The organism is Sphingopyxis sp. Root1497, from assembly GCF_001427085.1.
Taxonomy (GTDB): Bacteria; Pseudomonadota; Alphaproteobacteria; order Sphingomonadales; family Sphingomonadaceae; genus Sphingopyxis.
On sequence record NZ_LMGF01000003.1, the window covers coordinates 1,416,474 to 1,436,289 of the forward strand.

Annotated in this window: 19 protein-coding genes and 1 other RNA gene; 11 read left to right on the forward strand and 9 right to left on the reverse strand. The window is 66.8% G+C overall.

Annotated elements, in window-relative coordinates; genetic code table 11:
• Positions 1 to 15 precede the first annotated feature (15 nt).
• The 4 genes from ASD67_RS10205 to ASD67_RS10220 all read left to right on the forward strand — a co-directional run bounded on the left by ASD67_RS10205 (position 16) and on the right by ASD67_RS10220 (position 4,843).
• A complete protein-coding gene (locus tag ASD67_RS10205; protein ID WP_156377642.1) occupies positions 16 to 300 on the forward strand; it encodes a hypothetical protein in 285 nt (94 codons plus the stop codon).
• On the forward strand, positions 300 to 3,620 hold the full coding sequence (gene carB / locus ASD67_RS10210) for a carbamoyl-phosphate synthase large subunit (RefSeq protein WP_056346514.1): 3,321 nt from the start codon (positions 300 to 302) through the stop codon (positions 3,618 to 3,620). The genes ASD67_RS10205 and carB overlap by 1 nt, the downstream gene beginning before the upstream one ends.
• A 96-nt stretch (positions 3,621 to 3,716) precedes the next feature.
• Positions 3,717 to 4,193, forward strand: coding sequence for a transcription elongation factor GreA (greA, locus tag ASD67_RS10215; RefSeq protein ID WP_056346516.1), 477 nt, complete (start codon positions 3,717 to 3,719; stop codon positions 4,191 to 4,193).
• 14 nt (positions 4,194 to 4,207) lie between these two features.
• On the forward strand, positions 4,208 to 4,843 hold the full coding sequence (locus tag ASD67_RS10220) for a rhomboid family intramembrane serine protease (RefSeq protein WP_056346518.1): 636 nt from the start codon (positions 4,208 to 4,210) through the stop codon (positions 4,841 to 4,843).
• On the opposite strand, the gene ASD67_RS10225 is transcribed toward ASD67_RS10220, so the two are convergent.
• The 5 genes from ASD67_RS10225 to ASD67_RS10245 are packed head-to-tail and all read right to left on the reverse strand — an operon-like array spanning position 4,840 to position 8,018.
• Entirely contained in the window at positions 4,840 to 5,388 is a 549-nt protein-coding gene (locus tag ASD67_RS10225; protein WP_056346520.1) for an NUDIX hydrolase, read from the reverse strand. The two genes, ASD67_RS10220 and ASD67_RS10225, sit on opposite strands and share 4 nt — an antisense overlap.
• Positions 5,389 to 5,400: 12 nt before the next feature.
• Complete coding sequence (locus ASD67_RS10230) at positions 5,401 to 6,087, reverse strand: TPM domain-containing protein (protein WP_056346521.1); 687 nt, start codon at positions 6,085 to 6,087, stop codon at positions 5,401 to 5,403.
• Positions 6,088 to 6,098: 11 nt separating this feature from the next.
• Positions 6,099 to 6,911: a TPM domain-containing protein gene (locus ASD67_RS10235; RefSeq protein WP_082544947.1), complete on the reverse strand. Its 813-nt coding sequence runs from the start codon at positions 6,909 to 6,911 to the stop codon at positions 6,099 to 6,101.
• On the reverse strand, positions 6,908 to 7,420 hold the full coding sequence (locus ASD67_RS10240; protein ID WP_056346523.1) for a TPM domain-containing protein: 513 nt from the start codon (positions 7,418 to 7,420) through the stop codon (positions 6,908 to 6,910). Before ASD67_RS10240 ends, ASD67_RS10235 begins: the two co-directional genes overlap by 4 nt.
• A gap of 1 nt (position 7,421) precedes the next feature.
• On the reverse strand, positions 7,422 to 8,018 hold the full coding sequence (locus ASD67_RS10245; RefSeq protein ID WP_156377643.1) for a LemA family protein: 597 nt from the start codon (positions 8,016 to 8,018) through the stop codon (positions 7,422 to 7,424).
• A 122-nt stretch (positions 8,019 to 8,140) separates the two neighbouring features.
• Here ASD67_RS10245 and mscL point away from each other — a divergent pair, with 122 nt between their 5' ends.
• Positions 8,141 to 8,557 (forward strand): large conductance mechanosensitive channel protein MscL, encoded by a 417-nt coding sequence (mscL, locus tag ASD67_RS10250; RefSeq protein WP_056346527.1) that lies wholly within the window; start codon positions 8,141 to 8,143, stop codon positions 8,555 to 8,557.
• Positions 8,558 to 8,591: 34 nt separating this feature from the next.
• Positions 8,592 to 8,947, forward strand: a transfer-messenger RNA (tmRNA) gene (ssrA, locus tag ASD67_RS22630).
• Between the two features lie 51 nt (positions 8,948 to 8,998).
• On the opposite strand, the gene ASD67_RS10255 is transcribed toward ssrA, so the two are convergent.
• The gene (locus ASD67_RS10255; protein ID WP_056346529.1) at positions 8,999 to 9,835 is read right to left on the reverse strand and encodes a hypothetical protein; all 837 of its coding nucleotides are present in this window, start codon (positions 9,833 to 9,835) and stop codon (positions 8,999 to 9,001) included.
• A complete protein-coding gene (locus ASD67_RS10260) occupies positions 9,832 to 13,761 on the reverse strand; it encodes a DUF2339 domain-containing protein (RefSeq protein ID WP_056346531.1) in 3,930 nt (1,309 codons plus the stop codon). The genes ASD67_RS10255 and ASD67_RS10260 overlap by 4 nt, the downstream gene beginning before the upstream one ends.
• A 148-nt stretch (positions 13,762 to 13,909) precedes the next feature.
• On the opposite strand from ASD67_RS10260, the gene ASD67_RS10265 reads away from it, so the two are divergent.
• Positions 13,910 to 15,955, forward strand: a complete 2,046-nt coding sequence (locus ASD67_RS10265; protein WP_082544948.1) for a transglycosylase domain-containing protein — start codon at positions 13,910 to 13,912, stop codon at positions 15,953 to 15,955.
• Between the two features lie 7 nt (positions 15,956 to 15,962).
• Here ASD67_RS10265 and copD read toward each other — a convergent pair whose 3' ends face one another.
• A complete protein-coding gene (gene copD, locus ASD67_RS10270) occupies positions 15,963 to 16,892 on the reverse strand; it encodes a copper homeostasis membrane protein CopD (protein WP_056346533.1) in 930 nt (309 codons plus the stop codon).
• A gap of 3 nt (positions 16,893 to 16,895) precedes the next feature.
• Positions 16,896 to 17,279, reverse strand: a complete 384-nt coding sequence (gene copC / locus ASD67_RS10275) for a copper homeostasis periplasmic binding protein CopC (RefSeq protein ID WP_056347266.1) — start codon at positions 17,277 to 17,279, stop codon at positions 16,896 to 16,898.
• A 148-nt stretch (positions 17,280 to 17,427) separates the two neighbouring features.
• Between copC and ASD67_RS10280 the strand changes: the two genes are divergently transcribed.
• The 4 genes from ASD67_RS10280 to ASD67_RS23665 form a co-directional block, all read left to right on the forward strand.
• Complete coding sequence (locus ASD67_RS10280) at positions 17,428 to 17,694, forward strand: hypothetical protein (protein WP_056346535.1); 267 nt, start codon at positions 17,428 to 17,430, stop codon at positions 17,692 to 17,694.
• A gap of 2 nt (positions 17,695 to 17,696) precedes the next feature.
• Positions 17,697 to 18,134 (forward strand): periplasmic heavy metal sensor, encoded by a 438-nt coding sequence (locus ASD67_RS10285; protein WP_056346537.1) that lies wholly within the window; start codon positions 17,697 to 17,699, stop codon positions 18,132 to 18,134.
• Positions 18,131 to 18,703 carry an RNA polymerase sigma factor gene (locus ASD67_RS10290; RefSeq protein WP_056346538.1) on the forward strand — a complete coding sequence of 191 codons (573 nt, stop codon included), beginning with the start codon at positions 18,131 to 18,133 and terminating at the stop codon, positions 18,701 to 18,703. The genes ASD67_RS10285 and ASD67_RS10290 overlap by 4 nt, the downstream gene beginning before the upstream one ends.
• A 108-nt stretch (positions 18,704 to 18,811) precedes the next feature.
• Positions 18,812 to 19,774: multicopper oxidase domain-containing protein (locus tag ASD67_RS23665; RefSeq protein WP_235535626.1), on the forward strand; the 963-nt coding region annotated here is incomplete at its 3' end.
• Positions 19,775 to 19,816: the final 42 nt, after the last annotated feature.

A 19,816-nucleotide genomic window follows, 5' to 3' on the forward strand; every position in this document is an offset into this window, starting at 1 on the left:
CTTGCGATCGGTATCGTGGTTGGGTTGGTCGCGGCGACGCTGCCTGCCATGCTGTCGGCGTCCGACGCCGATAATGTCGCCTATGTCAGGCTGGACGGCGACGAGTTGGATCCGAAATCCGACTCGTCGGCGATGAAGGCCGTTTGGGCCTGCGGCGGGCGCGATTTCGCCACTACGCTTACACATAGCGTCGGGGTCGCTATCCCGATCGAACCCAAGAATTTCAAGACCATCGATTGCGCCATCAAGGCTGCAAGCGGAACCAACATCACCGTTACCATATCGGACAAAGAATTCTGATGCCCAAAAGAACCGACATAAAATCCATCCTCGTCATCGGCGCCGGCCCGATCGTTATCGGTCAGGCGTGCGAGTTCGACTATTCGGGGACGCAGGCGATCAAGGCGTTGAAGGAGGAGGGCTATCGCATCGTCCTCGTCAATTCGAACCCCGCGACGATCATGACCGATCCCGACCTCGCCGACGCGACGTATGTGGAGCCGATCACGCCCGAGATCGTCGCGAAGATCATCGCCAAGGAGCGCCCCGACGCGGTGCTGCCGACGATGGGCGGGCAGACCGCGCTCAACACCGCGCTGGCTTTGTTCAACGACGGCACGCTGACGAAGTACGGCGTCGAGATGATCGGCGCTGATGCCGAAGCGATCGACAAGGCCGAGGACCGGATCAAGTTCCGCGACGCGATGACCAAGATCGGGCTGGAGAGCGCGCGCAGCGGCATCGCGCACACGCTCGACGAGGCGTTCGCGGTGCTCGAGCGCACCGGGCTGCCCTCGATCATCCGCCCCAGCTTCACGCTCGGCGGCACCGGCGGCGGCATCGCGTATAACCGCGAGGAGTTCGAACATATCGTGCGCGGCGGCCTGATCGCCTCGCCGACCACCGAGGTCCTGATCGAGGAATCGCTCCTCGGCTGGAAAGAATATGAGATGGAGGTGGTGCGCGACCGCAAGGACAATTGCATCATCATCTGTTCGATCGAGAATGTCGATCCGATGGGCGTGCACACCGGCGACAGCATCACCGTCGCGCCGGCGCTGACGCTGACCGACAAGGAATATCAGATCATGCGCAACGCGAGCATCGCGTGCCTGCGCGAGATCGGGGTCGAAACCGGCGGGTCGAACGTCCAGTTCGCGGTGAATCCCAAGGACGGCCGCCTGATCGTCATCGAGATGAACCCGCGCGTGTCGCGATCGTCGGCGCTCGCGTCGAAGGCGACGGGCTTCCCGATCGCCAAGGTCGCGGCGAAGCTCGCGGTCGGCTACACGCTCGACGAGATCATGAACGACATCACCGGGGTCACCCCGGCGTCGTTCGAACCGACGATCGACTATGTCGTCACCAAGATCCCGCGCTTCGCCTTCGAGAAATTCAAGGGCGCCGAGGCGACTTTGTCGACCGCGATGAAGTCGGTCGGCGAGGTGATGGCGATCGGCCGCACGATCCATGAATCGATGCAGAAAGCGCTGCGCGGGCTGGAGACCGGCCTCAGCGGCTTCAACTTCGTCGATCGTCTCGTCGGCGCGAGCCACGACCAGTTGCGCAGCGAACTCGCCCAGCGCACCCCCGATCGGCTGCTCAACGCCGCGCAGGCGATCCGCGAAGGGCTGCCGCTCGCAGAGATCAACCGCGTCGCGGGTTACGACATGTGGTTCCTCGAGCGCATCGCCGAAATCGTCGCCGCCGAAAATGCGGTGATGGAAAACGGCCTGCCGCGCGATGCCGAAGGGCTGCGCGCGCTCAAGGCCATGGGCTTCTCCGACAAGCGCCTTGCCTATCTGGCGCTCAAGTCGGCGCATCTGCGCCCCGGCGCCGCCCGCGCGACCGCGCGCGGCAGCGGGCTGATCCACGAAGCGGTGAAGGCGATGACCGGCGGCGTCACCGAAATGGAAGTGCGCGCGCTGCGGCACAAGCTCGGCGTGCGTCCTGTCTTCAAGACGATCGACACCTGCGCCGCCGAATTCGCGGCCAAGACGCCCTATCTCTATTCGACCTACGAAGCCCCGACCTTCGGCGAACCCGAATGCGAGGCCAATCCGTCGGACGCCAAGAAGATCGTCATTCTCGGCGGCGGTCCGAACCGCATCGGGCAGGGGATCGAGTTCGATTATTGCTGTTGCCACGCCTGCTTCGCGCTCGAAGAGGCCGGCTATGAGACGATCATGATCAACTGCAACCCGGAGACGGTGAGCACCGATTATGACACGTCGGACCGCCTCTATTTCGAACCGCTGACTGCCGAGGATGTGCTCGAAATCCTCGCGGTCGAGATGACCAAGGGCACGCTCGTCGGCGTCATCGTTCAGTTCGGCGGCCAGACTCCTCTCAAGCTCGCGCAGGCGCTGGAGGATGCCGGCATCCCGATCCTCGGCACCTCGCCCGACGCGATCGACCTCGCCGAGGACCGCGAACGTTTTGCGGCGCTGGTCAACAAGCTGGGTCTCAAGCAACCCGAAAACGGTATCGCGCGCAGCCGCGAGGAAGCGATCGCGGTCGCGACGCGCATCGGTTACCCGGTGTTGACGCGGCCGTCCTACGTGCTCGGCGGCCGCGCGATGGAAATCGTCGACGACCAGGCGCAGCTCGAAAATTACATCGAGACCGCGGTGCAGGTGTCGGGCGACTCGCCGGTGCTGATCGACCGTTACCTGCGCGATGCGATCGAGGTCGACGTCGATGCCTTGTGCGACGGCACCGATGTCGTCGTCGCGGGCGTGCTCCAGCATATCGAGGAAGCCGGGGTCCATTCGGGCGACAGCGCCTGCTCGATCCCGCCGTACAGCCTGCCCGCCGAGACCGTCGCCGAAATCGAGCGCCAGACCGAGGCGCTCGCCCGCGCGCTCGGCGTGCTGGGGCTGATGAACATCCAGTTCGCGGTCAAGGGCGACGAAGTCTATCTGATCGAGGTCAACCCGCGCGCCAGCCGCACCGTGCCCTTCGTTGCGAAAGCCGTCGGGTCGCCGATCGCCAAGATCGCCGCGCGGGTGATGGCGGGCGAGAAGCTTGCCGACCTGCCGAAGATCAACCGCGACATCAAACATGTCGCGGTGAAGGAAGCGGTCTTCCCCTTCGCTCGCTTCCCCGGGACCGACCCGGTGCTGTCGCCCGAAATGAAGTCCACCGGCGAAGTCATGGGAATCGACAGCGATTTCAACCTTGCCTTCGCCAAGGCCCAGCTCGGCGCGGGCGACCGCCTGCCGACCGACGGCCGGGTGTTCGTGTCGGTCAAGGACAGCGACAAGCCGCGCATCCTGGAATCGGTCCGCCGCCTGACCGGCTGGGGTTGGAAGGTGATCGCGACCGGCGGCACCGCCGACTATCTGGCGGGGCAGGGGATCGACGTCGAACGCGTCAACAAGGTCGCCGAAGGCCGCCCGCATATCGTCGACCGGATCAAGGACGGCGATGTGCAGCTGATCTTCAACACCACCGAGGGCTGGCAGAGCCTGCAGGACTCGCAGTCGATCCGCGCCTCGGCGCTCGCGGCCGACGTCGCTTATTACACGACGGCGGCGGGCAGCGACGCTGCGACCCACGCGATCGGCGCATTGCGCGCGCACAGTCTTGAAGTGAAGCCGCTTCAGGACTATTATTGAGAGACCGCTCCACCCCCCGACATTGACGGAAACAGCGGCGCAGCCGCCCGGCGAAGTTTCGCTGGCGGCGGATTATTGACGAAGGACAATGGGATAATGGCAAGCGTTGAAAAGGTGCCGATGCTGGCAGAAGGCTATGAGAAGCTGAGCACGCAGCTCACTGCGCTCAAGGCCGAGCGACCGCTGATCGTCGACGCGATCGAGGAAGCGCGCGCGCATGGCGACCTTTCGGAAAATGCCGAATATCACGCCGCGAAAGAGCGTCAGGGCCAGGTCGAAGCGACGATCGGCGACCTCGAAGACAAGCTTTCGCGCGCGCAGGTGATCGACCCGACGACGCTGTCGGGCGACCGGATCGTGTTCGGTGCGACCGTCACCCTCGCCGACGAGGACGACAAGCCGCTGCGTTACCAGATCGTCGGCCAGGCCGAAGCCGACGCCAAGGACGGCAAGATCAGCTATAATTCGCCGCTCGGCCGCGCGCTGATCGGCCGTCGCGTCGAGGACGAAATCGAGGTGACGGTTCCCGCCGGCGATAAATATTATGTGGTGACCAAGATCGAATTCGTCTGACCGGCGCAGCGTCGATGAACGCCGCCCGCACTCCCGTGATCACCGGCTTCGCGGCGGCGTGCGTCATCGTCTTCGTCCTGCTCGCGATCACCGGCTATGAGCATCAGGCTTTCATCGGCGCGGGCTTCATCCCCGGGCGGTTCGGCAGCGAGCTGATCGCGCCGCCGGGGACGATGCTGCCCTTTGCGCTGACGCCGCTGTCGTCGGCGTTCCTGCACGGCGGGGTGATGCACCTCGTCTTCAACATGATCATGCTGATCTTTATCGGCCGCCAGCTCGAGGCGCCGCTCGGGTCGTCGGCGACGGCGTTCCTGCTCGTCGCCGGGGCCTATGCCGGCGCGCTGGCGCAATGGATCGCCGACCCCGGATCGCTCGTTGTCGTGATCGGCGCGAGCGGGGCGATTTCGGCGCTGGTCGCGGTCTATGCGCTGATCTTCAGCCGCACGCGCACCGCGGCGATCGGGCCGATCCCCGGCCATTGGGTGCGTGCCTTGTGGCTCGCCGCGGCGTGGATCGGGCTGCAACTGCTCATCGGTTTCGCCGGCGGCGCGGGGCTGGGCAATATCGCGATCTGGGCGCATGTCGGCGGTTTCATCGCCGGGCTGCTGCTGGCGCGGCCGTTGTTGCGGTGGCGGTTCAAGGGGCGCTAGAGCGCCGCAAGTAGTCCTCCGACCAGCATCATCGCCACCCGCACGTCGATCCCGCAGCCTTCGGCACGCTTCGTCGCGACGAAATCCTCGATCGCATCCAGGGGCACGCGGTGGACAATGATGTCCTCGCTGTCGACCCCGCCGCCTTCGCCGACCTTGGTGAGCCCGCTCGCGACGAGCAGGGTGAAGCTTTCGCTGACCATGCCGGGCGACGAGTAGAATTCGCCGACATTGCGCCAGTGCGTGGCGGCATAACCCGTCTCTTCCTCCAGCTCGCGCTCGCCCGCCAGTTCGGTGGCCTCGCCGGCGGTATCGTCGCCGACGAGCCCCGCGGGCAGTTCGATGCAATTCTTGCCCATCGGCACCCGATATTGCTCGACGAGGATGATGTGCCGCCCGTCGGCGGCCTCGTCGATCGCTAGGATCACCGCGGCGTGGATGCCGCGCGAGCGCGAGACATATTCCCATGTCCCCTGCTGCTTGACCGTGACGAAGCGGCCCTCCCACTGTGTTTCGATGGGGGTGTCGGGGGCGGGGCGGGCCATTGTCTGTCCTTCTTAAAGTTCGATCAGTCGATCGGGCAGTTCGTTCGGGTTTTCGCTGCCGCGCGGGAAATGCTCGGCGAGCACCACGCCCATCTGGCGCACCGCCTCGGCCATGCCTTCACCGGGGCGGCCGGCGCGAACATGCTCGATCAGCGCCGCCATCGCATCGCCCCAGACATCGGGTGAAACCTTCGCCGTAATCGCCTCGTCGGCGACGATGTCGGCGCGATGTTCTTTCAGGCTGACGTAAAGCAGGATGCCGGTGCGGCCCAATGTCTTGGCCTCGGTGCCGACCTTGAACAGGTCGATCGCGCGCGCGCGCACCCGCGCGGCCAGAATCGCGCGCGGGGTCAGCCACAGGCGCAGCGGGCGCCACAGCAAAATCAGCCACATACCGATCCATTTGAGCACGCCGATCGCGATCACCGTACCAAGCCATTGATTGGCGGTGAGCTCATAGCCCCAGCCGCCGGTCAGCCGGTCATAGAGGGTGCGATAGAAATCGGGGAACAGCGCGATCACCGACATCGCGACGAAGGCGACGATGCTCGCCCAGACGAGCGCGACATCGTCATAATCGTTCGACTGCGCCGAGATCACCGTGACGATCTCGCCGCTGGTATGCGCTTCCGCTGCGGCGACCGCGGTCGTGACGATGTCGTGGTCGGCTTCGCTCACATGGCTGACTTTGCGTGGCATTGTCCCTGCTCCTACCAGCCGCCCGAGGCGCCGCCGCCGCCGAAGCTGCCGCCACCGCCCGAAAAGCCGCCGCCACCGCCCCAGCTCGAACCGCCGCCACCGCCCCACGATGATCCGCCGCTGCCGCCGCCCCAGTCATTGTCGCCCCAGATGATGATCGGGGCGCCCCACGGGCTGTTCTTGCGCCGCCGTTTCTTGCCGCGCCGACCGAGGCTCGACAGCATCGGCAGGATGAAGAAGAAAAAGACGATGAAGCCGACGAAGATCAGCCCGCCGATGTCGCCGTCGTCGGCGCGGTCGCGCTCGGCGGCGTCGGCCGCGGCAGCGCGCGCCGCGGCTTCCTCGGGGGTCAACTGGATCTGCTCGGCGATCGCGTTGACGCCGGCCTGGATGCCGCCGGGCATGTCGCCCGCCTTGAACAGCGGGGTCACGGTATCGCGGATGATCCGCCCCGACATCGCGTCGGTCAGCACGGGTTCGAGGCCGTAACCGACCGAAATGTTCATCCGCCGCTCGTTCGGTGCGATCAGGAAGACGACCCCGTCGTCCTTCGCCTCGTCGCCGATCTTCCAGTCGCGGCCAAGCTTGTAGCCGTAATCGGCGATGTCGTTGCCTTCGAGGTCCTTGACCGTCGCGACGACGAACTGGTGCCCGGTCTTGGTCTCCAGCGCTTCGAGCTGGGTGTTGAGCGCGGCTTCCTCGGCGGGCGGGATGATGTCGGCCTGGTCGACGACGCGGCCGGTAAGCTTGGGGAAGGTCTGCGCGCTCGCGGGTGCGGCGAGCAGCGAGAGGCCCAGCGCCCAGCCGAGCAGGATGGACTTCATTGCGGCTCTCCCGTCTGTGCGGCGATGGCCTCGATGCCTGTCGTCAGGCCGGCCGCATAATCGCCGCTTTTGAAGCCGGGGGTCATCTGGTCGATCACGGCCTTCGCCTTTTCATCGGAGAGCAGCTTCTCGATTCCGGTTCCCGTCGCGACGCGAACACGGCGTTCGTTGGGCGCGACCAAAATAAGAATTCCGTCATTCTCACCCCTTCGGCCGATGCCCCAGCGATTGCCGAGGCAGGTCGCGAAATCCTCGACCGTGGTGCCGTTGAGGCTTGCGACGGTTGCGACAACCATCGGATGCCGTGTTCGCGCTTCGTATCGGGCGAGACGCTGGGTCAAGCGGACCTCCTCCTCGTCGCTCAGAACGGTCGCCGCGTCGTTCACTCGTCCCTGCAACGCCATCTGCGGAACCTGGCCGCAAGTGGCGGCTTCGGCTGGCGGCGCCTCCTTGCAGCCGCTCGCGACCAACAGGATCGCGAGCGGGCCGGCAAGGAGAGGGCGGCGCATATTATTGCCCGAAATCGACCTTCGGCGCGACGTTCGCGTTGGGGGTGATCGCCTTGTACGGCGTCATCGGCTGCGCGCCATGGACGATCTTGGCGCCGATGATGTCGGGGAAGGTGCGGATCGTCGTGTTATAGTCCTGCACCGCGGCGTTGTAATCCTGGACCGTGACGTTGATCCGGTTCTCGGTGCCCTCGAGCTGGGTCATCAGGTCGGCGAAGCGCGCCTGGCTCTTGAGGTCGGGATAGGCTTCGACGGTCGCGAGCAGGCGGCCGAGCGTGCTCGACACATTGCCCTGCGCCTGCTGGAAGGCCTGCACCTTCGCGGGGTCATTAAGGTCGTCGGTCGACAGCTTGACCTGCGTTGCCGAGGCGCGCGCCTGGATCACGCCCTCGAGCGTCGATTGTTCGATTTTCGATGCGCCCTTGGCGGTTTCGACGAGATTGGGGATCAGGTCGGCGCGGCGCTGATAGGCCGCCTCGACATTCGCCCACTTCGCCTTCGCGGCTTCTTCCTTGGTCGGAACGCTGTTGATGCCGCAGGCGGACAGCGACATCGCCGCAACCGGCACGATCAACCAACGGGCAGAACGATAGGACATGGTAACAAGCTCCCTCCGGCGGCGTTTTGCCGCAACAATACAGTACATAGGATGGCGCTTGCCTTTGTGCAATCCGCGCGGCAGGTTCGGCGCTCGGGACCAACCACTCGGGGAGCAGCAAGATGTTGGGAGAATTCAGGGAATTTATCGCCAAGGGCAATGTCATGGACCTTGCGGTGGGTGTCATCATCGGCGGCGCCTTCGCCACGATCACCGGATCGCTGACCGCGGACCTCATCATGCCGCTGGTCGGCTGGATTTTCGGCGGGGTCGATTTTTCGAGCAAGTTCATCCTGCTTGGCAGCATTCCCGATGGCATCGCCGCGACCGACTATGCCGCGCTCAAAAAGGCCGGCGTCGCGATGATCGGCTATGGCGCCTTCATCACCGCGGTGATCAACTTCCTGATCCTGGCGTTCATCATCTTCCTGCTCGTCAAATGGGTGAACAAGGTGTTGCGCCGCGGCCCCGATGCACCGGCGGGGCCGACCGAGGTCGATATCCTCACCGAAATTCGCGACGAGCTGCGCAAGAAATAATTTTCCACCGTTTTTCAAGGCTTCGCCCGTCCGCGCCCTTTCCAAGCGCGGGCGGGCTTCCTATATGCACGCTGTCGGTTTCGGCCGACTATGGTGATAAATGGTGCCGTGTAATAGACACAGCGGACCCGGGGGCAGTACCCGGCGGCTCCACCACAAACCCGACGATCCGCAAGGAAGATCGGGTTTCTGACGGGGCCGAACTAGGATCGACGTGTGTTCAAAGACGGTGTTTTTGCCCGGGCTGAGTAACCCGTTCAAGGCTCAAAACCAATAGGTGCTAACGATAACGAAGCACTCGCTCTGGCTGCGTAACCGATAAGCCTCACGGCCTAAGGTTATTCAAATAGAACGCGGTTCGGACCGAACCGGGCAACAGAATCGGATACCAGCGGCTGGGGACGAGCCGGGCAACAGAATCGTCCCACCTTTCCCTACATATTAGAACGCGATGCCGGGCCTCAGGACGAGCTGGAAGATGGCGAGCAGTGCGACCAGCGCCGCCAGCGGCCCCACAATTGCGGGTGCGGCAGGAGCCGGGGCGACGTCGCACCTTGCGGTCGCGAGGCCCAGCACCAGCCAGCCCGACCCGATCAGGTGGACGAGCAGCGGGATCAGCACGACCTCGACCGGTTCGCGCGGGACGCGGAACGGGACGATCAGCAGGATCGCGAGCGCGAGCGTCGCCATCAACTGCAGCGCCGTCGCCCGCTCGTCGCCGCCAAACGGATAGCGCCGCGCGAGCGCGCGTCCGGCCAGCGCCATCGCGGCGACCGCGACCAGCAGTAACGCGCTCTTCGCCACCGGCCCGGCGCCCAGCCAGGCCAGCGCGCGCCCGACGTCATTGCCCGCGATGAGGCTGCCGACCGCGCCCTGGCTCAGCGACTGGAACAAGCCTTGGAAGGCCATCCAGAAGGCGAAGAGCCGCCATGTCGGGCGCGCGGGCGAAATTCGCCCCGCGAGCCACAGGAAGAGCAATCCGCTGAGCAAGGTCGCCACCGCGCCGCCGCCTTGCAGCAGTTCGGCAACCGGCGCGTCGCCGGACCAGTCATGGTCGTTGTGATAGAGGATCGGGTCGAGTCCCGGCACCAGTGCCTTGGGCAGGACGAGTCCGAGTTCCTGCACCAGGAAGGTCAGGCTGAACGCCAACGCACAGAGCAGCACCGAGGCGACGAAACCGCGGGCGTCGATGCGCGGCCCGCCGCCGTCGAGCCGCGCCATGCCGATGACCAGGGGCAGCAGGCCGATCGTGGCGACCAGCCAAAGGAGGGTCGTCACGCCGCCTTCCCGTCATCCTCCGCCGCCGGGCGCGCGAGCTGGCGGCTGTAGAGCCAGCCGATGCCGATCAGGCTGAAGCCCAGCACGACGAACGAGCCGATGCGCAGCAGCCCTTCGAGCCCAGAGGCGTCGAACAGGAACACCTTGCCGACCGCGCCGAGCATCAGGATCAGCGAGGCGATGCGCCAGTCGTGGCGGCCCTTGCGAATGCCCCAGAGCAGGAAACCGATCGCGAGTCCGAGGATCAGGATCGATCGCAGGATATTCTCGGTCGCGGTCACCCCCGGTTCGTTCAGCAGCGCGGGGTGGAAGAGCTGCCGCAGCGTCGCCCAGGCAAAGCCCGCGACGAACAGCATTGTGATGAGCTGGACCGCGCGTCCGTATATCGCGGGCGCGCCGGGGAACAGCCGGCCGATGAGCGTGAACCCCAGCCAGGGCAGCAGGAACAATGGGACCAGCCAATTGGCGACCGGCCAGCCGCCGACCGCCTGTTCGGCCCACAAGGGATTGTGGAGCATCAGCCCGTACCAGACCGCATGCGCGGTTCCGGCAAGGACGAGCGGGCGCGCGAGGCCGATCCAGCGCCGTGTCATCGCGAGCCAGCCGCCGCCGATCAGCAGCGCTTCCCAGACGAGCCGCTGGCCGACCCCGGTGGCGACGAAATCGCCCCCGAACGCCGACGCGAAACCGAGACGATAGAGGCAATGGACCGCGATCCCGCCGACGACGCCGGCGGTCGCGAGTCCCGCGAGCAACAGCCAGCGCGGCAGATGTTCGCGGATCAGCCACAGCGGCGCGGCGAACAGCGCGGCGGGAACCAGCAGGCGCAGCAGCAACTGGTCGACCGCGAGCATGGGGCTTTCGAGCAACATCGGCTGGCCGGCGATCGACATCAGCGCCTCGACCGCCCACGCCGCGACGGGCAAGGCCGCCCAGGCGAGGCTGAGTGCGACAAAGCTCGCCGCCGCGCCATCGACGCGCAGCAAGGCGATGCGCCGTGCCGCGAGCAACACAGTCGCGCCGCCGATTGCGGGCACGAGCATCAGATACGCGCCGGGGATGACCTGCGCGAAGGCGCCATAAGCGAGCAGCGCCGCCGCGACCTGACCCGCGCGCCGGATGATCGGCCTGTCCGACCACAAGGCATAGGCGAGGCCGGCGAAGGCGAGTCCGGCCCAGCGCAGGACCTCGGTCGCGCCGACCCCCGCGTCGCTGCCATAGAGCCGGGTCCATTGCGCGACCAGATGCGGTCCGGTGCCGGCGAGCAGCAACACCGCGAGCTGGGCATAGATGAGCGAGAGCAATTCGACCGGGTGCGATGCACGCCGCCGCGCGATGGCGAACAGCGTCATCGCCACTGCGCCCATCGCGAGCGGCAGGCTCCACCCCGGAACGACTTGCGCGAGCGTGCCGTAAGTGAGCGCGCCGGCCACCGCCAGTGCGGCGAAGCGCAGGACGCGATTCCCGGCCTTCGCCGCGAACAGGGCGAGCAGCGCGGTCATGCCCGCCCAGCGGATCATATCGGTGGCGCCGACGACGGCGTCGCTGCCGAACAGGCGGCTCCACTGCGCGACCAGATTGGGGCCGGTCGCAGCGAGCAGCATCAGCGCGAGCAGGCCAAAGCCCGCCGACAGGAGTTCGACCGGCAGCGACGCCCCGCGCCGTGCGAGCAGGAAGAGCCCGACCGTCACCGCGCCCATCGCCAGCGTCAGGCTCCAGCCCGGGACGATCTGTGCGAGCATGCCGTAGGCCAGCCCGCCCGCGATCGCGAGCGACGCGGCGCGGAAAAAGCGATCCTCGGCCTTGCCCGCGAACAACGCGAGCAATGCGGCGAGGCCAGCCCAGCGCAGCAGCGCCTGTGTTGCAAATCCGTCACCCGCGCCGACCACGAGGCGCGGCAACTCGGCGAGCGCCAGCGGGGTCGCGACCAGCGACACCAGCGCGGCGCCGACGAAGGCGGCGGCGATCGGTTCGATCCGCCGATCCTTTGCCGCCTTGCCGAAAAAGAGCAGCGCCGCTGCGACACCGCCGATGGCGAAGGGCGCCATCCAGTGCGGCAGGACGAGCAGGATCGCGAGCGCGAGCAGGATGCCGCCGGTCGCGGTCAGCCATGCGAAGCGGGTGTCCGCGGCGCGATCCTCGACCTTCCACCCGCGCGCAATGCCCGCGCCGGCGAGCAGCACGCCGCCGAGCGCGACGAGCGCCAGCGTCGCGTCGGCGATATGCCAGAAATGATATTTGGTGAGCGGCACCGCCGCGAGTAGCAGCGCGCACAGTTCGAGCGTGCGGCGCAGCGTCTTTGGCACGCTCCACAGCCGCGCGAGCAGCGGCAGCGCATGGATCGACGCGAGCGCCAGCCCGATCAGCGTGAACCAGTAGGCGCTCGGATCGGGCCACACGGCGAGCAGCATCACCGACAGCGCGAGGCTGATCGACGGCACGATCGCGAAGTCCTTTTCACGCCAGGCGAGCCACTGGCCTGCCGCCGCGAGCAGCGCGAACAGCCCCCAGTGGAGCGGCGCGAAACCGCCATAGCCGACGAGCAGCGCGAGTTGCAGCGCGCCGACGATCGCCGATCCGGCGCGGAGCACCGCCGCGCGCGGGCCGTCGAACGCCAGCATCGGCAAGGCGAGCGCGAGCAGCAGCACGAAGCCGCCGATCGAGAGCGACCCGAGCGTGTCGAGCGCGCTCGTCGCGAGGACCATCCACAGGCTCCACCCCACGCCGCCGACAAGTGCGGCGAGCGCGAGCCAGGGCCAGCGCTTCATCCGCGACACGCCCGTGAGGCCCGCGATGGTGAGGCCGAGATAGACCGCGAGCAGCGGCACATTGGGCTGCATCGCGCCGACCAGCGCCGGCGCGGCAAGGCCCCCCGCGAGCCCTAGCAGCGCGCTCGGTGGCCCGAAGCGCAAGGACAGGCCGAGCGCGGCGGCCGTGACCGCCGCCAGCCCGACGAAAGCGGCGAGAGGCCCGATCAGGCCATAGACGTTGGCCGCGACCAATATGGCGGCATAAAGCGTCGCGATGCCCGCGCCCGACAGCGCCTGCGGCACGCGCAGGTCGCGCACCTTGTCCTCGTTGCGCCAGGCATATTCGGCGCCGCCGATCAGCCCGAGGCCGAAGAGGACGCCCGCGATGACCTGTACTCCCGGCGTGAAGACGCGCGCGAAGAAGCCCGCGTCGATCGCATAACGGACGATGAGGACACCGGCGATTGCCAGCGTGATCCCGCCGGCCCAGATCGGCAGCGTCTTGCCGAACAGATTTTCGAAACGCTGCGCCATGCTGGCGGGAGGCGCGGGCGGAGCGGGCGGTTTTGGCGGCGGCGCGGCGGCGCGTGCCGCGACCGGCTCCGCTTCGGGTTCCGGAACACTGGCTTCGGTATCGGCGTCGGCGGGCGCTGCGGCGGCCGTTTCCCCGGCTTCTTCCTCTTCCGTCAGTTCTTCGTCGGGTACCGGCTCCGACACCGCCGGAAGCGGTGCGCTCGCGGCGGCAACCGCGGCGGCGGCCGGAACGATCTTTTCTTCGGGTACGGGTATGGGTGCGGGGGCCTCATCCTGCGGCGGAGCGACCGGTTCCGGCGCCTCCTCTTGTTGCGCGGGCGCCGGCTCGTCGATTTTGGGCTTCCAGCGGTCGAGCGTTTCCGGCGACGGCGGCGCCCAGGGCGAGCGAGAGGGCGGCGGCGCGGCCGGTACCGGGCGGGGCGCGCCGACCGGTTGCGATGAAAGCGGGGCCGCAGCGGCAGCCCGGGCCTGCGAAGGCGTTTCGCCCGGCTTGGGTGGCAGCAGGCCGGCGTGGCGTTGCAGCGCACCGATCCGCTTCGCGGCTTCCTGCAGCGTCGCCTCGGCGCGCTTGAGCCGGCCGCGCGTGTCGATCAGCAGGAGGAAAAGTATGACAATCGCGACAAATGCAAAGAAGCCAGCCAAATGCGATCCCCCAAAATTCTCCGCCTTCTAACAATGGAAAGGTGGAAGATCGACTAACTTGTTGCCGATGGTCGCAAAACCGCTCTGCCCTGACCCTCGCCAAGCCATTTGCCAAGACCGTATTGCCCGTCTAATACGGCCGTCAGGCATGTTCGCTTTCCGTCGCCCCGCCACGCCTCCAGCCGAGCTCGCGCCCGTCGGTGGTGCCCCGCTGCCCGATGGCGGCACTCCGCCTGTTGCGGTTCCGTTATCGCGTCGCCGCAAATGGCTGCGCCGCATTTCGCGCGGCTTCGCCATCTTCGCGATCATTTTCATCCTGCTCGTCGGCTGGCTCGCGATCACCGCGCCCTTGTCGAAATCGCTCGAACCGATTGCACCGCCGCAACTCACCCTGCTGGCGTCCGACGGTACCCCGATCGCGCGCATGGGGGCCATCGTCGACGAACCGGTGAAGGCGAACGCGTTGCCCAAACATGTCACCGGCGCCTTCCTGGCGATCGAGGACCGGCGTTTCTACAGCCATTGGGGCGTCGATCCGCGCAGCATCGCGCGCGCGGTGTGGAGCAATGTCACCGGCGGTTCGACGCAGGGCGGCAGCACGATCACCCAACAGCTGGCGAAATTCACCTTCCTGACCCCCAAGAAGACGCTCGGACGCAAGGCGCGCGAGGCGCTGATCGCCTTCTGGCTCGAAGCCTGGCTAAGCAAGGACGAGATCCTCGAACGCTATCTGTCGAACGCCTATTTCGGCGATAACACTTATGGCTTGCGCGCCGCGTCGATGCATTATTTCTATCGCCAGCCCGAAAAACTGACCCCGGCGCAGGCGGCGATGCTCGCGGGGCTGGTACAGGCGCCGTCGCGCCTCGCGCCAACCAAGAACCCCGGCCTCGCTGAAAAGCGCATGCGCCTTGTGCTCGGCGCGATGGTCGACACCGGCTACCTCACGACAGCCGAGGCCAAGGCGATCCGCACCCCGCGCATCGATGTGCGCACCCGCAACACGCTGCCCACCGGCACCTATTTCGCCGACTGGGCGCTGCCCGAGGCGCGCAAGCTGAGCGACGTCGGCTATGCGCGCCAGACGATCACGACCACGCTCGATTCGCGATTGCAGGCGGCGGCGCGGCGCGCGGTGAACCGGGCGGGCGTCGGCAAGGCACAGGTCGCGATGGTCGCGATGCGCCCCAATGGCGAGGTCGTCGCGATGGTCGGCGGCAAGGATTATGCGGACTCCCCCTTCAACCGGGTGACGCAGGCGCGCCGCCAGCCGGGTTCGACCTTCAAGCTGTTCGTCTATCTCGCCGCGCTGCGCGACGGCTGGGATCCCGACGACACCATCGCCAACACGCCGATCGAGACCGGATCCTACCGCCCCAAAAATGCCGGCGGCGCCTATTCGGACACGATCAGCCTCGAAGATGCCTTCGCGACGTCGAGCAATGTCGCCGCGGTGCGGCTGTTCAACGCGGTGGGCAGCGAGAAGGTCATCGCGCTCGCGCGCGATCTTGGCGTTACCTCGCCGATGGCGGAGGGCGACCCCAGCCTCGCGCTCGGCACGTCGAGCATGACCCTGCTCGAACTCACTGCCGCCTATGCCGGGGTCGCGGCGAACAGCTATCCGGTCGTTCCGCACGCCTTCGAGACCGAGAAGCCGGGCTGGTTCGAAAGCCTGTTTTCGGGTCCCGACAGCTTCTCGTCGGGCGATCATGACGCGATCGAGCAACTGCTGCGCGCCGCGGTCAATCGCGGTACCGGCCGCGCGGCGCGGCTACCCACGGCGAATTTCGGCAAGACCGGGACCAGCCAGGACAATCGCGACGCGCTGTTCGTCGGTTATGCGAACGGCCTCGTCGTCGGGGTGTGGATCGGTAATGACGACAATAGCCCGCTGGCCGGGATCAACGGCGGCGGTTTGCCCGCCCGCATCTGGCGCGACTTCATGGGCGAAGCGGCGGGCAGGAAGGCCGCGCCGGCGCCGGCGCCCAGCAATCCGCGCGGCCCGGTCCAGCCGCAGGACGTTCCCGATATCGGCACCATCCCGGTCGGCGAGGCGACACGCATCGGGGTCGAAGGCGGCAATGCCGTGGTGACGACCGAGATCAACGGCACGCGCATCGACCTGCGGCTGCCGATCGACAGCGGCCGTCCGCCCGAGACACCGCCGCCCGATCCGCCCCCGCCGCGCCAATAGGCGCCGGTCAGGGCAACGGATCAAGCAACCCGAGCCAGCCGATGAGGGCGAGGATCGCCAGGCCGGCGAGGATTTCGGCCGCAAGACTCCGCCGTATCGCACCGATGGCGGGCGCGGCTTCGCCTTCGACGAGCGCAGTCCTGAGCGCGGGCGTCAGCCGCCAGCGGTTCGCGGCCGCAAGTCCCAGCATCGCGGCGAAGAGCAGGAGCTTGGCGAGCATCCATTGCCCATAGGGCGATGCCAGCGCCTGACCGACATTCGCGATCCCAACGATCGCCTGCGCGTTGACCAGCCCTGTCGCCGCGATGACGAGGACGCAGATCGTTCCTGTCCGGGCGAAACGGTCGAGACCGCGCGCCGCCAGCGTCGCATATTCGGGCGGTACGGCGCCGTGGCGTGGACGCAGCAACAGCAGGAAGGCTGCGATCGCGCCGATCCAGATGGCGGCGGCGACGAGGTGCAGCGCGTCGCTGGCGCGGTGGAAGGTGCCCGCCCAACCCTCGCTTGCCGCCGCGTGGCCGGACCATGCCAGCGTCGCAAGCGCGATCGCGCCGGCGATTGCGACGGCCCACGCGGCGATCACCGGATGGCTGGCGAGGCGCCAGAGCGCGGCCGCCGCGAGGAGCAGCGCCACCATGCGACAGGTCCATGCGGCGCCGACGCCGGTTTCCCCGATGATGCCCAGCAGCATCGCGGGATCGACCGCGTCCGGCTGAACACCCTGCATATCGGCGGTCAGGATGACCATGCCGGCTGCCGAGACCAGCAGCCCGAACGCGCAGAGCCAGGGTTGCGGGCGCCGGAATAGCGTGAGCAGCGCGGGAATATGGCGTTCCGCGCGGTCGAAGGCATGGAGCGGGAAGGCGGCCAGCCCCGTCAGGAGCATGAGGTCGGCGTAAAGCGCGAACCTGACACCCGGCACGAGGAGGTCGCCCATCGCCTATTTCACCGTGAAGCTGAATTCGCTGCCCATGCGGTGCGTGTCGGCACCGGCCGCCGACCATTTGACCTTATAGGTGCCGGGAACGAGCGCGCGTTTCGGCTGCAGCGTCATCGACTTGCCGTCCTTGCCGATCGCCGAGGTGAAGGCGATTTTCATCGGCGGATGATCCTTCATGCCGGGCATGTCCGTCATCACCAGTTCGGCCTTCACGGTCGAGGCGATCAGTTTTTCGCTGAACTTCAGTTGGACCGAAGTCACCTTCGACACGGTGCTGTTCGCGCTCGGTGTCGAACCGACGAGCTTGGTGTGCGCCAGCGCGGCACCGGGCGCCGATAACAGCGCGATCGCGGCGGCGAGGTGAAGGGGGAACCACTTGGTCATAAAAAACTCCAATTGCATGTTCGTCTTGGCTATTACGCAGCCCGGTAGGGTTCCCCCTCGGGAAAATAGAGTTTTCGCGGTGGGCGGCGGTTGAGGGGTAGGGCGCGGGCGCGCGTATAGTCCTTTTGAAAGGATTGGCGGAAAGCCGATGGACGACGAACTTCGGATATTGAATGCGGCGGCGATGCCCGCCGCGCTGGACGCGCTCGACGACCGCGTGCTGCAGATGCTGGCCGCGCGCCGCCGCGAAGCCGCCGCGATGCGGCGGACGATCGCGCTCGCGGCGTTCGTCTCGCTCGGCGGCGGCATCGCGGCGGGCAGCCTGTTCGTGCCGCCCGCGGTTGCCGCCAGCCCGCTGACGCCGCTGGTTCCGGCGAGTCCGCTGGCGCCGTCTACCTTGCTGGACGTGCGTTGACGATGGCTTCGCGCCGGTTGCTCATCATTGGCCTGATCGCCTTTCTGGCGGCGGTGGCGGGTGTGTTCGTCGGCCGGATACTCGTCGATGCGCCGCGCGCGAACGAGACCGAACTGCACGCGCTATTGCACCGCGAACTGAAACTGTCTGCCGATCAGGAAAAGAGGATCCACCTGATCGAGGCCCGGTTCGCCGCGCGGCGCGATGCGCTCGAGCTCGAGATGCGCGCCGCCAACATCCGGCTGGCGCAGGCGATCGACGCCGAGCATGGCTATGGACCGCAGGTTACCGAGGCGATCGACGAGACGCATGAGGTGATGGGCGACCTGCAAAAGGAAACGCTCCAGCACCTGTTCGCGATGCGCGGGGTGCTCGACCGCGAGCAGGCGGCGATGTTCGACAAGCGCGTGGTCAAGGCGCTGACCGCCGATGCGCGGTGAGCCTCGACCTGTCGCAATGTAGCGACGGCGAACTCGCCGCGCTCGCCGATGCGGGGCGGCAGGATGTCTATCGCGAATTTCTGGCCCGCTACAAGGTGCCGGTCTTTCGCCTGATCCGCGGCCATGTCGGCGATGCCGACGAGGCGATGGACCTGACGCAGGAAAGCTTCGTCGCGGGCTTTGCCGCGCTGTCGCGTTACGATCGCGAGCGGCCCTTTCGCCTGTGGATTTCGCGTATCGCGCTCAACAAGTGCCGCGACTGGGCGCGGCGGCGAGCGGTGCGGGCCTTTTTCGCGCGTGCGCTGCCGCTCGACAGCGCGCATGACGTGGCGATCGACGCGCCCGCCCCCGATGTCGAGGCGGAAAACCGCGCCGAACTTGCGCGCGTCCGCGTCGCGATGGCGGCGCTACCCCACAATCTGCGCGAGGTGCTGGTGCTGCGCGGGGTCGAGGACCTCAGCCAGGCGGAGACCGCGGCGCTGCTGCAGGTCAGCGAAAAGACGGTCGAAACGCGGCTCTATCGCGCGCGCGGCAGGCTCCGGGCGCTGCTCGAAGGGGGCGAGGGCTAGGCTTGCGTGGACAAGCGCGGCGCTGGTCCGCAAAAGCCGGCAGCGGCAAGGGGCGCTTGCGTCCCCTGCGTATGACATTGCAGACAGTCGGCAACCATCAGGAAGATCATGCAGATTAACAGGCGTCGTTTCGTGAGCGGAGCATTGGGTAGCGGAACCGCGGCTGCGCTCGCATCGTGGTTTCCGGCCTGGGCGCAGCCGGTCTCACCCGGCATCGCGTCGACACTGCCCACCGTGTCGGGCAGCGATATCACGCTGCGCATTGCGCGCCAGACGATGCGGGTCGACGGCAAGGTCAGTCGCGCGATCGGGATCAACGGCACCGTTCCCGCGCCGCTCGTCCGCCTGACGGAGGGGCAGCAGGCGCGCCTGACCGTGGTCAACGACCTCGACGAGGACAGCTCGATCCACTGGCACGGGCTGATCCTGCCCTTTCACATGGACGGTGTGCCGGGGGTCAGCTTTCCGGGCATCAAGCCCAAATCGACCTTCGTCTATGAATTCCCCGTCGTCCAGTCGGGGACCTATTGGTATCACAGCCATTCGGGGCTTCAGGAACAGATCGGCCATTATGGTCCGATCGTCATCGATCCGGCGGGCGCCGACCCCATCGCATCCGACCGCGAGCATGTCGTCGTGCTCTCCGACCACAGCCAACTCTCTCCCGAAGCGATCTATCGCAAGCTCAAGGTCAATCCCGGCCATTTCAACCACCAGCGCCAGACGCTGGGCGGGCTGCTGGATGGCAAGGACCAGCCGCTCAAGGACCGGATCGCGTGGGGCGCGATGCGAATGGACCCGACCGACATCGCCGACGTCAACGGCTCGACCTACAGCTTCCTCGTCAACGGCCACGGGCCGCGCGACAACTGGACCGCATTGTTCAACCCGGGCGAGCGCGTGCGGCTGCGCATCATCAACGCCTCGGCGATGTCGATCTTCAATATCCGGATTCCGGGCCTCAGGATGACCGTCGTCCAGGCCGATGGACTCAACATCGTGCCGGTAGAAATCGACGAATTCCAGATTGCCGTCGCCGAAACCTATGATGTGATCGTCACCCCGGTCGAGNGATCGCGCCTATACGCTGGTGGCCGAGGCCAACGACCGGTC

Bases quoted from the DNA above. Each gene is read 5' to 3' on its own strand.
- carB (WP_056346514.1), top strand. From the start codon at position 300: ATGCCCAAAAGAACCGACATAAAATCCATCCTCGTCATCGGCGCCGGC.
- greA (WP_056346516.1), top strand. From the start codon at position 3,717: ATGGCAAGCGTTGAAAAGGTGCCGATGCTGGCAGAAGGCTATGAGAAG.
- ASD67_RS10265 (WP_082544948.1), top strand. From the start codon at position 13,910: ATGTTCGCTTTCCGTCGCCCCGCCACGCCTCCAGCCGAGCTCGCGCCC.
- ASD67_RS10235 (WP_082544947.1), bottom strand. From the start codon at position 6,911: ATGAAGTCCATCCTGCTCGGCTGGGCGCTGGGCCTCTCGCTGCTCGCC.
- ASD67_RS10225 (WP_056346520.1), bottom strand. From the start codon at position 5,388: ATGGCCCGCCCCGCCCCCGACACCCCCATCGAAACACAGTGGGAGGGC.
- ASD67_RS10220 (WP_056346518.1), top strand. From the start codon at position 4,208: ATGAACGCCGCCCGCACTCCCGTGATCACCGGCTTCGCGGCGGCGTGC.
- ASD67_RS10285 (WP_056346537.1), top strand. From the start codon at position 17,697: ATGGCTTCGCGCCGGTTGCTCATCATTGGCCTGATCGCCTTTCTGGCG.
- ASD67_RS10240 (WP_056346523.1), bottom strand. From the start codon at position 7,420: ATGCGCCGCCCTCTCCTTGCCGGCCCGCTCGCGATCCTGTTGGTCGCG.
- copC (WP_056347266.1), bottom strand. From the start codon at position 17,279: ATGACCAAGTGGTTCCCCCTTCACCTCGCCGCCGCGATCGCGCTGTTA.
- ASD67_RS10280 (WP_056346535.1), top strand. From the start codon at position 17,428: ATGGACGACGAACTTCGGATATTGAATGCGGCGGCGATGCCCGCCGCG.
- ASD67_RS10230 (WP_056346521.1), bottom strand. From the start codon at position 6,087: ATGCCACGCAAAGTCAGCCATGTGAGCGAAGCCGACCACGACATCGTC.
- ASD67_RS10245 (WP_156377643.1), bottom strand. From the start codon at position 8,018: ATGTCCTATCGTTCTGCCCGTTGGTTGATCGTGCCGGTTGCGGCGATG.
- mscL (WP_056346527.1), top strand. From the start codon at position 8,141: ATGTTGGGAGAATTCAGGGAATTTATCGCCAAGGGCAATGTCATGGAC.
- copD (WP_056346533.1), bottom strand. From the start codon at position 16,892: ATGGGCGACCTCCTCGTGCCGGGTGTCAGGTTCGCGCTTTACGCCGAC.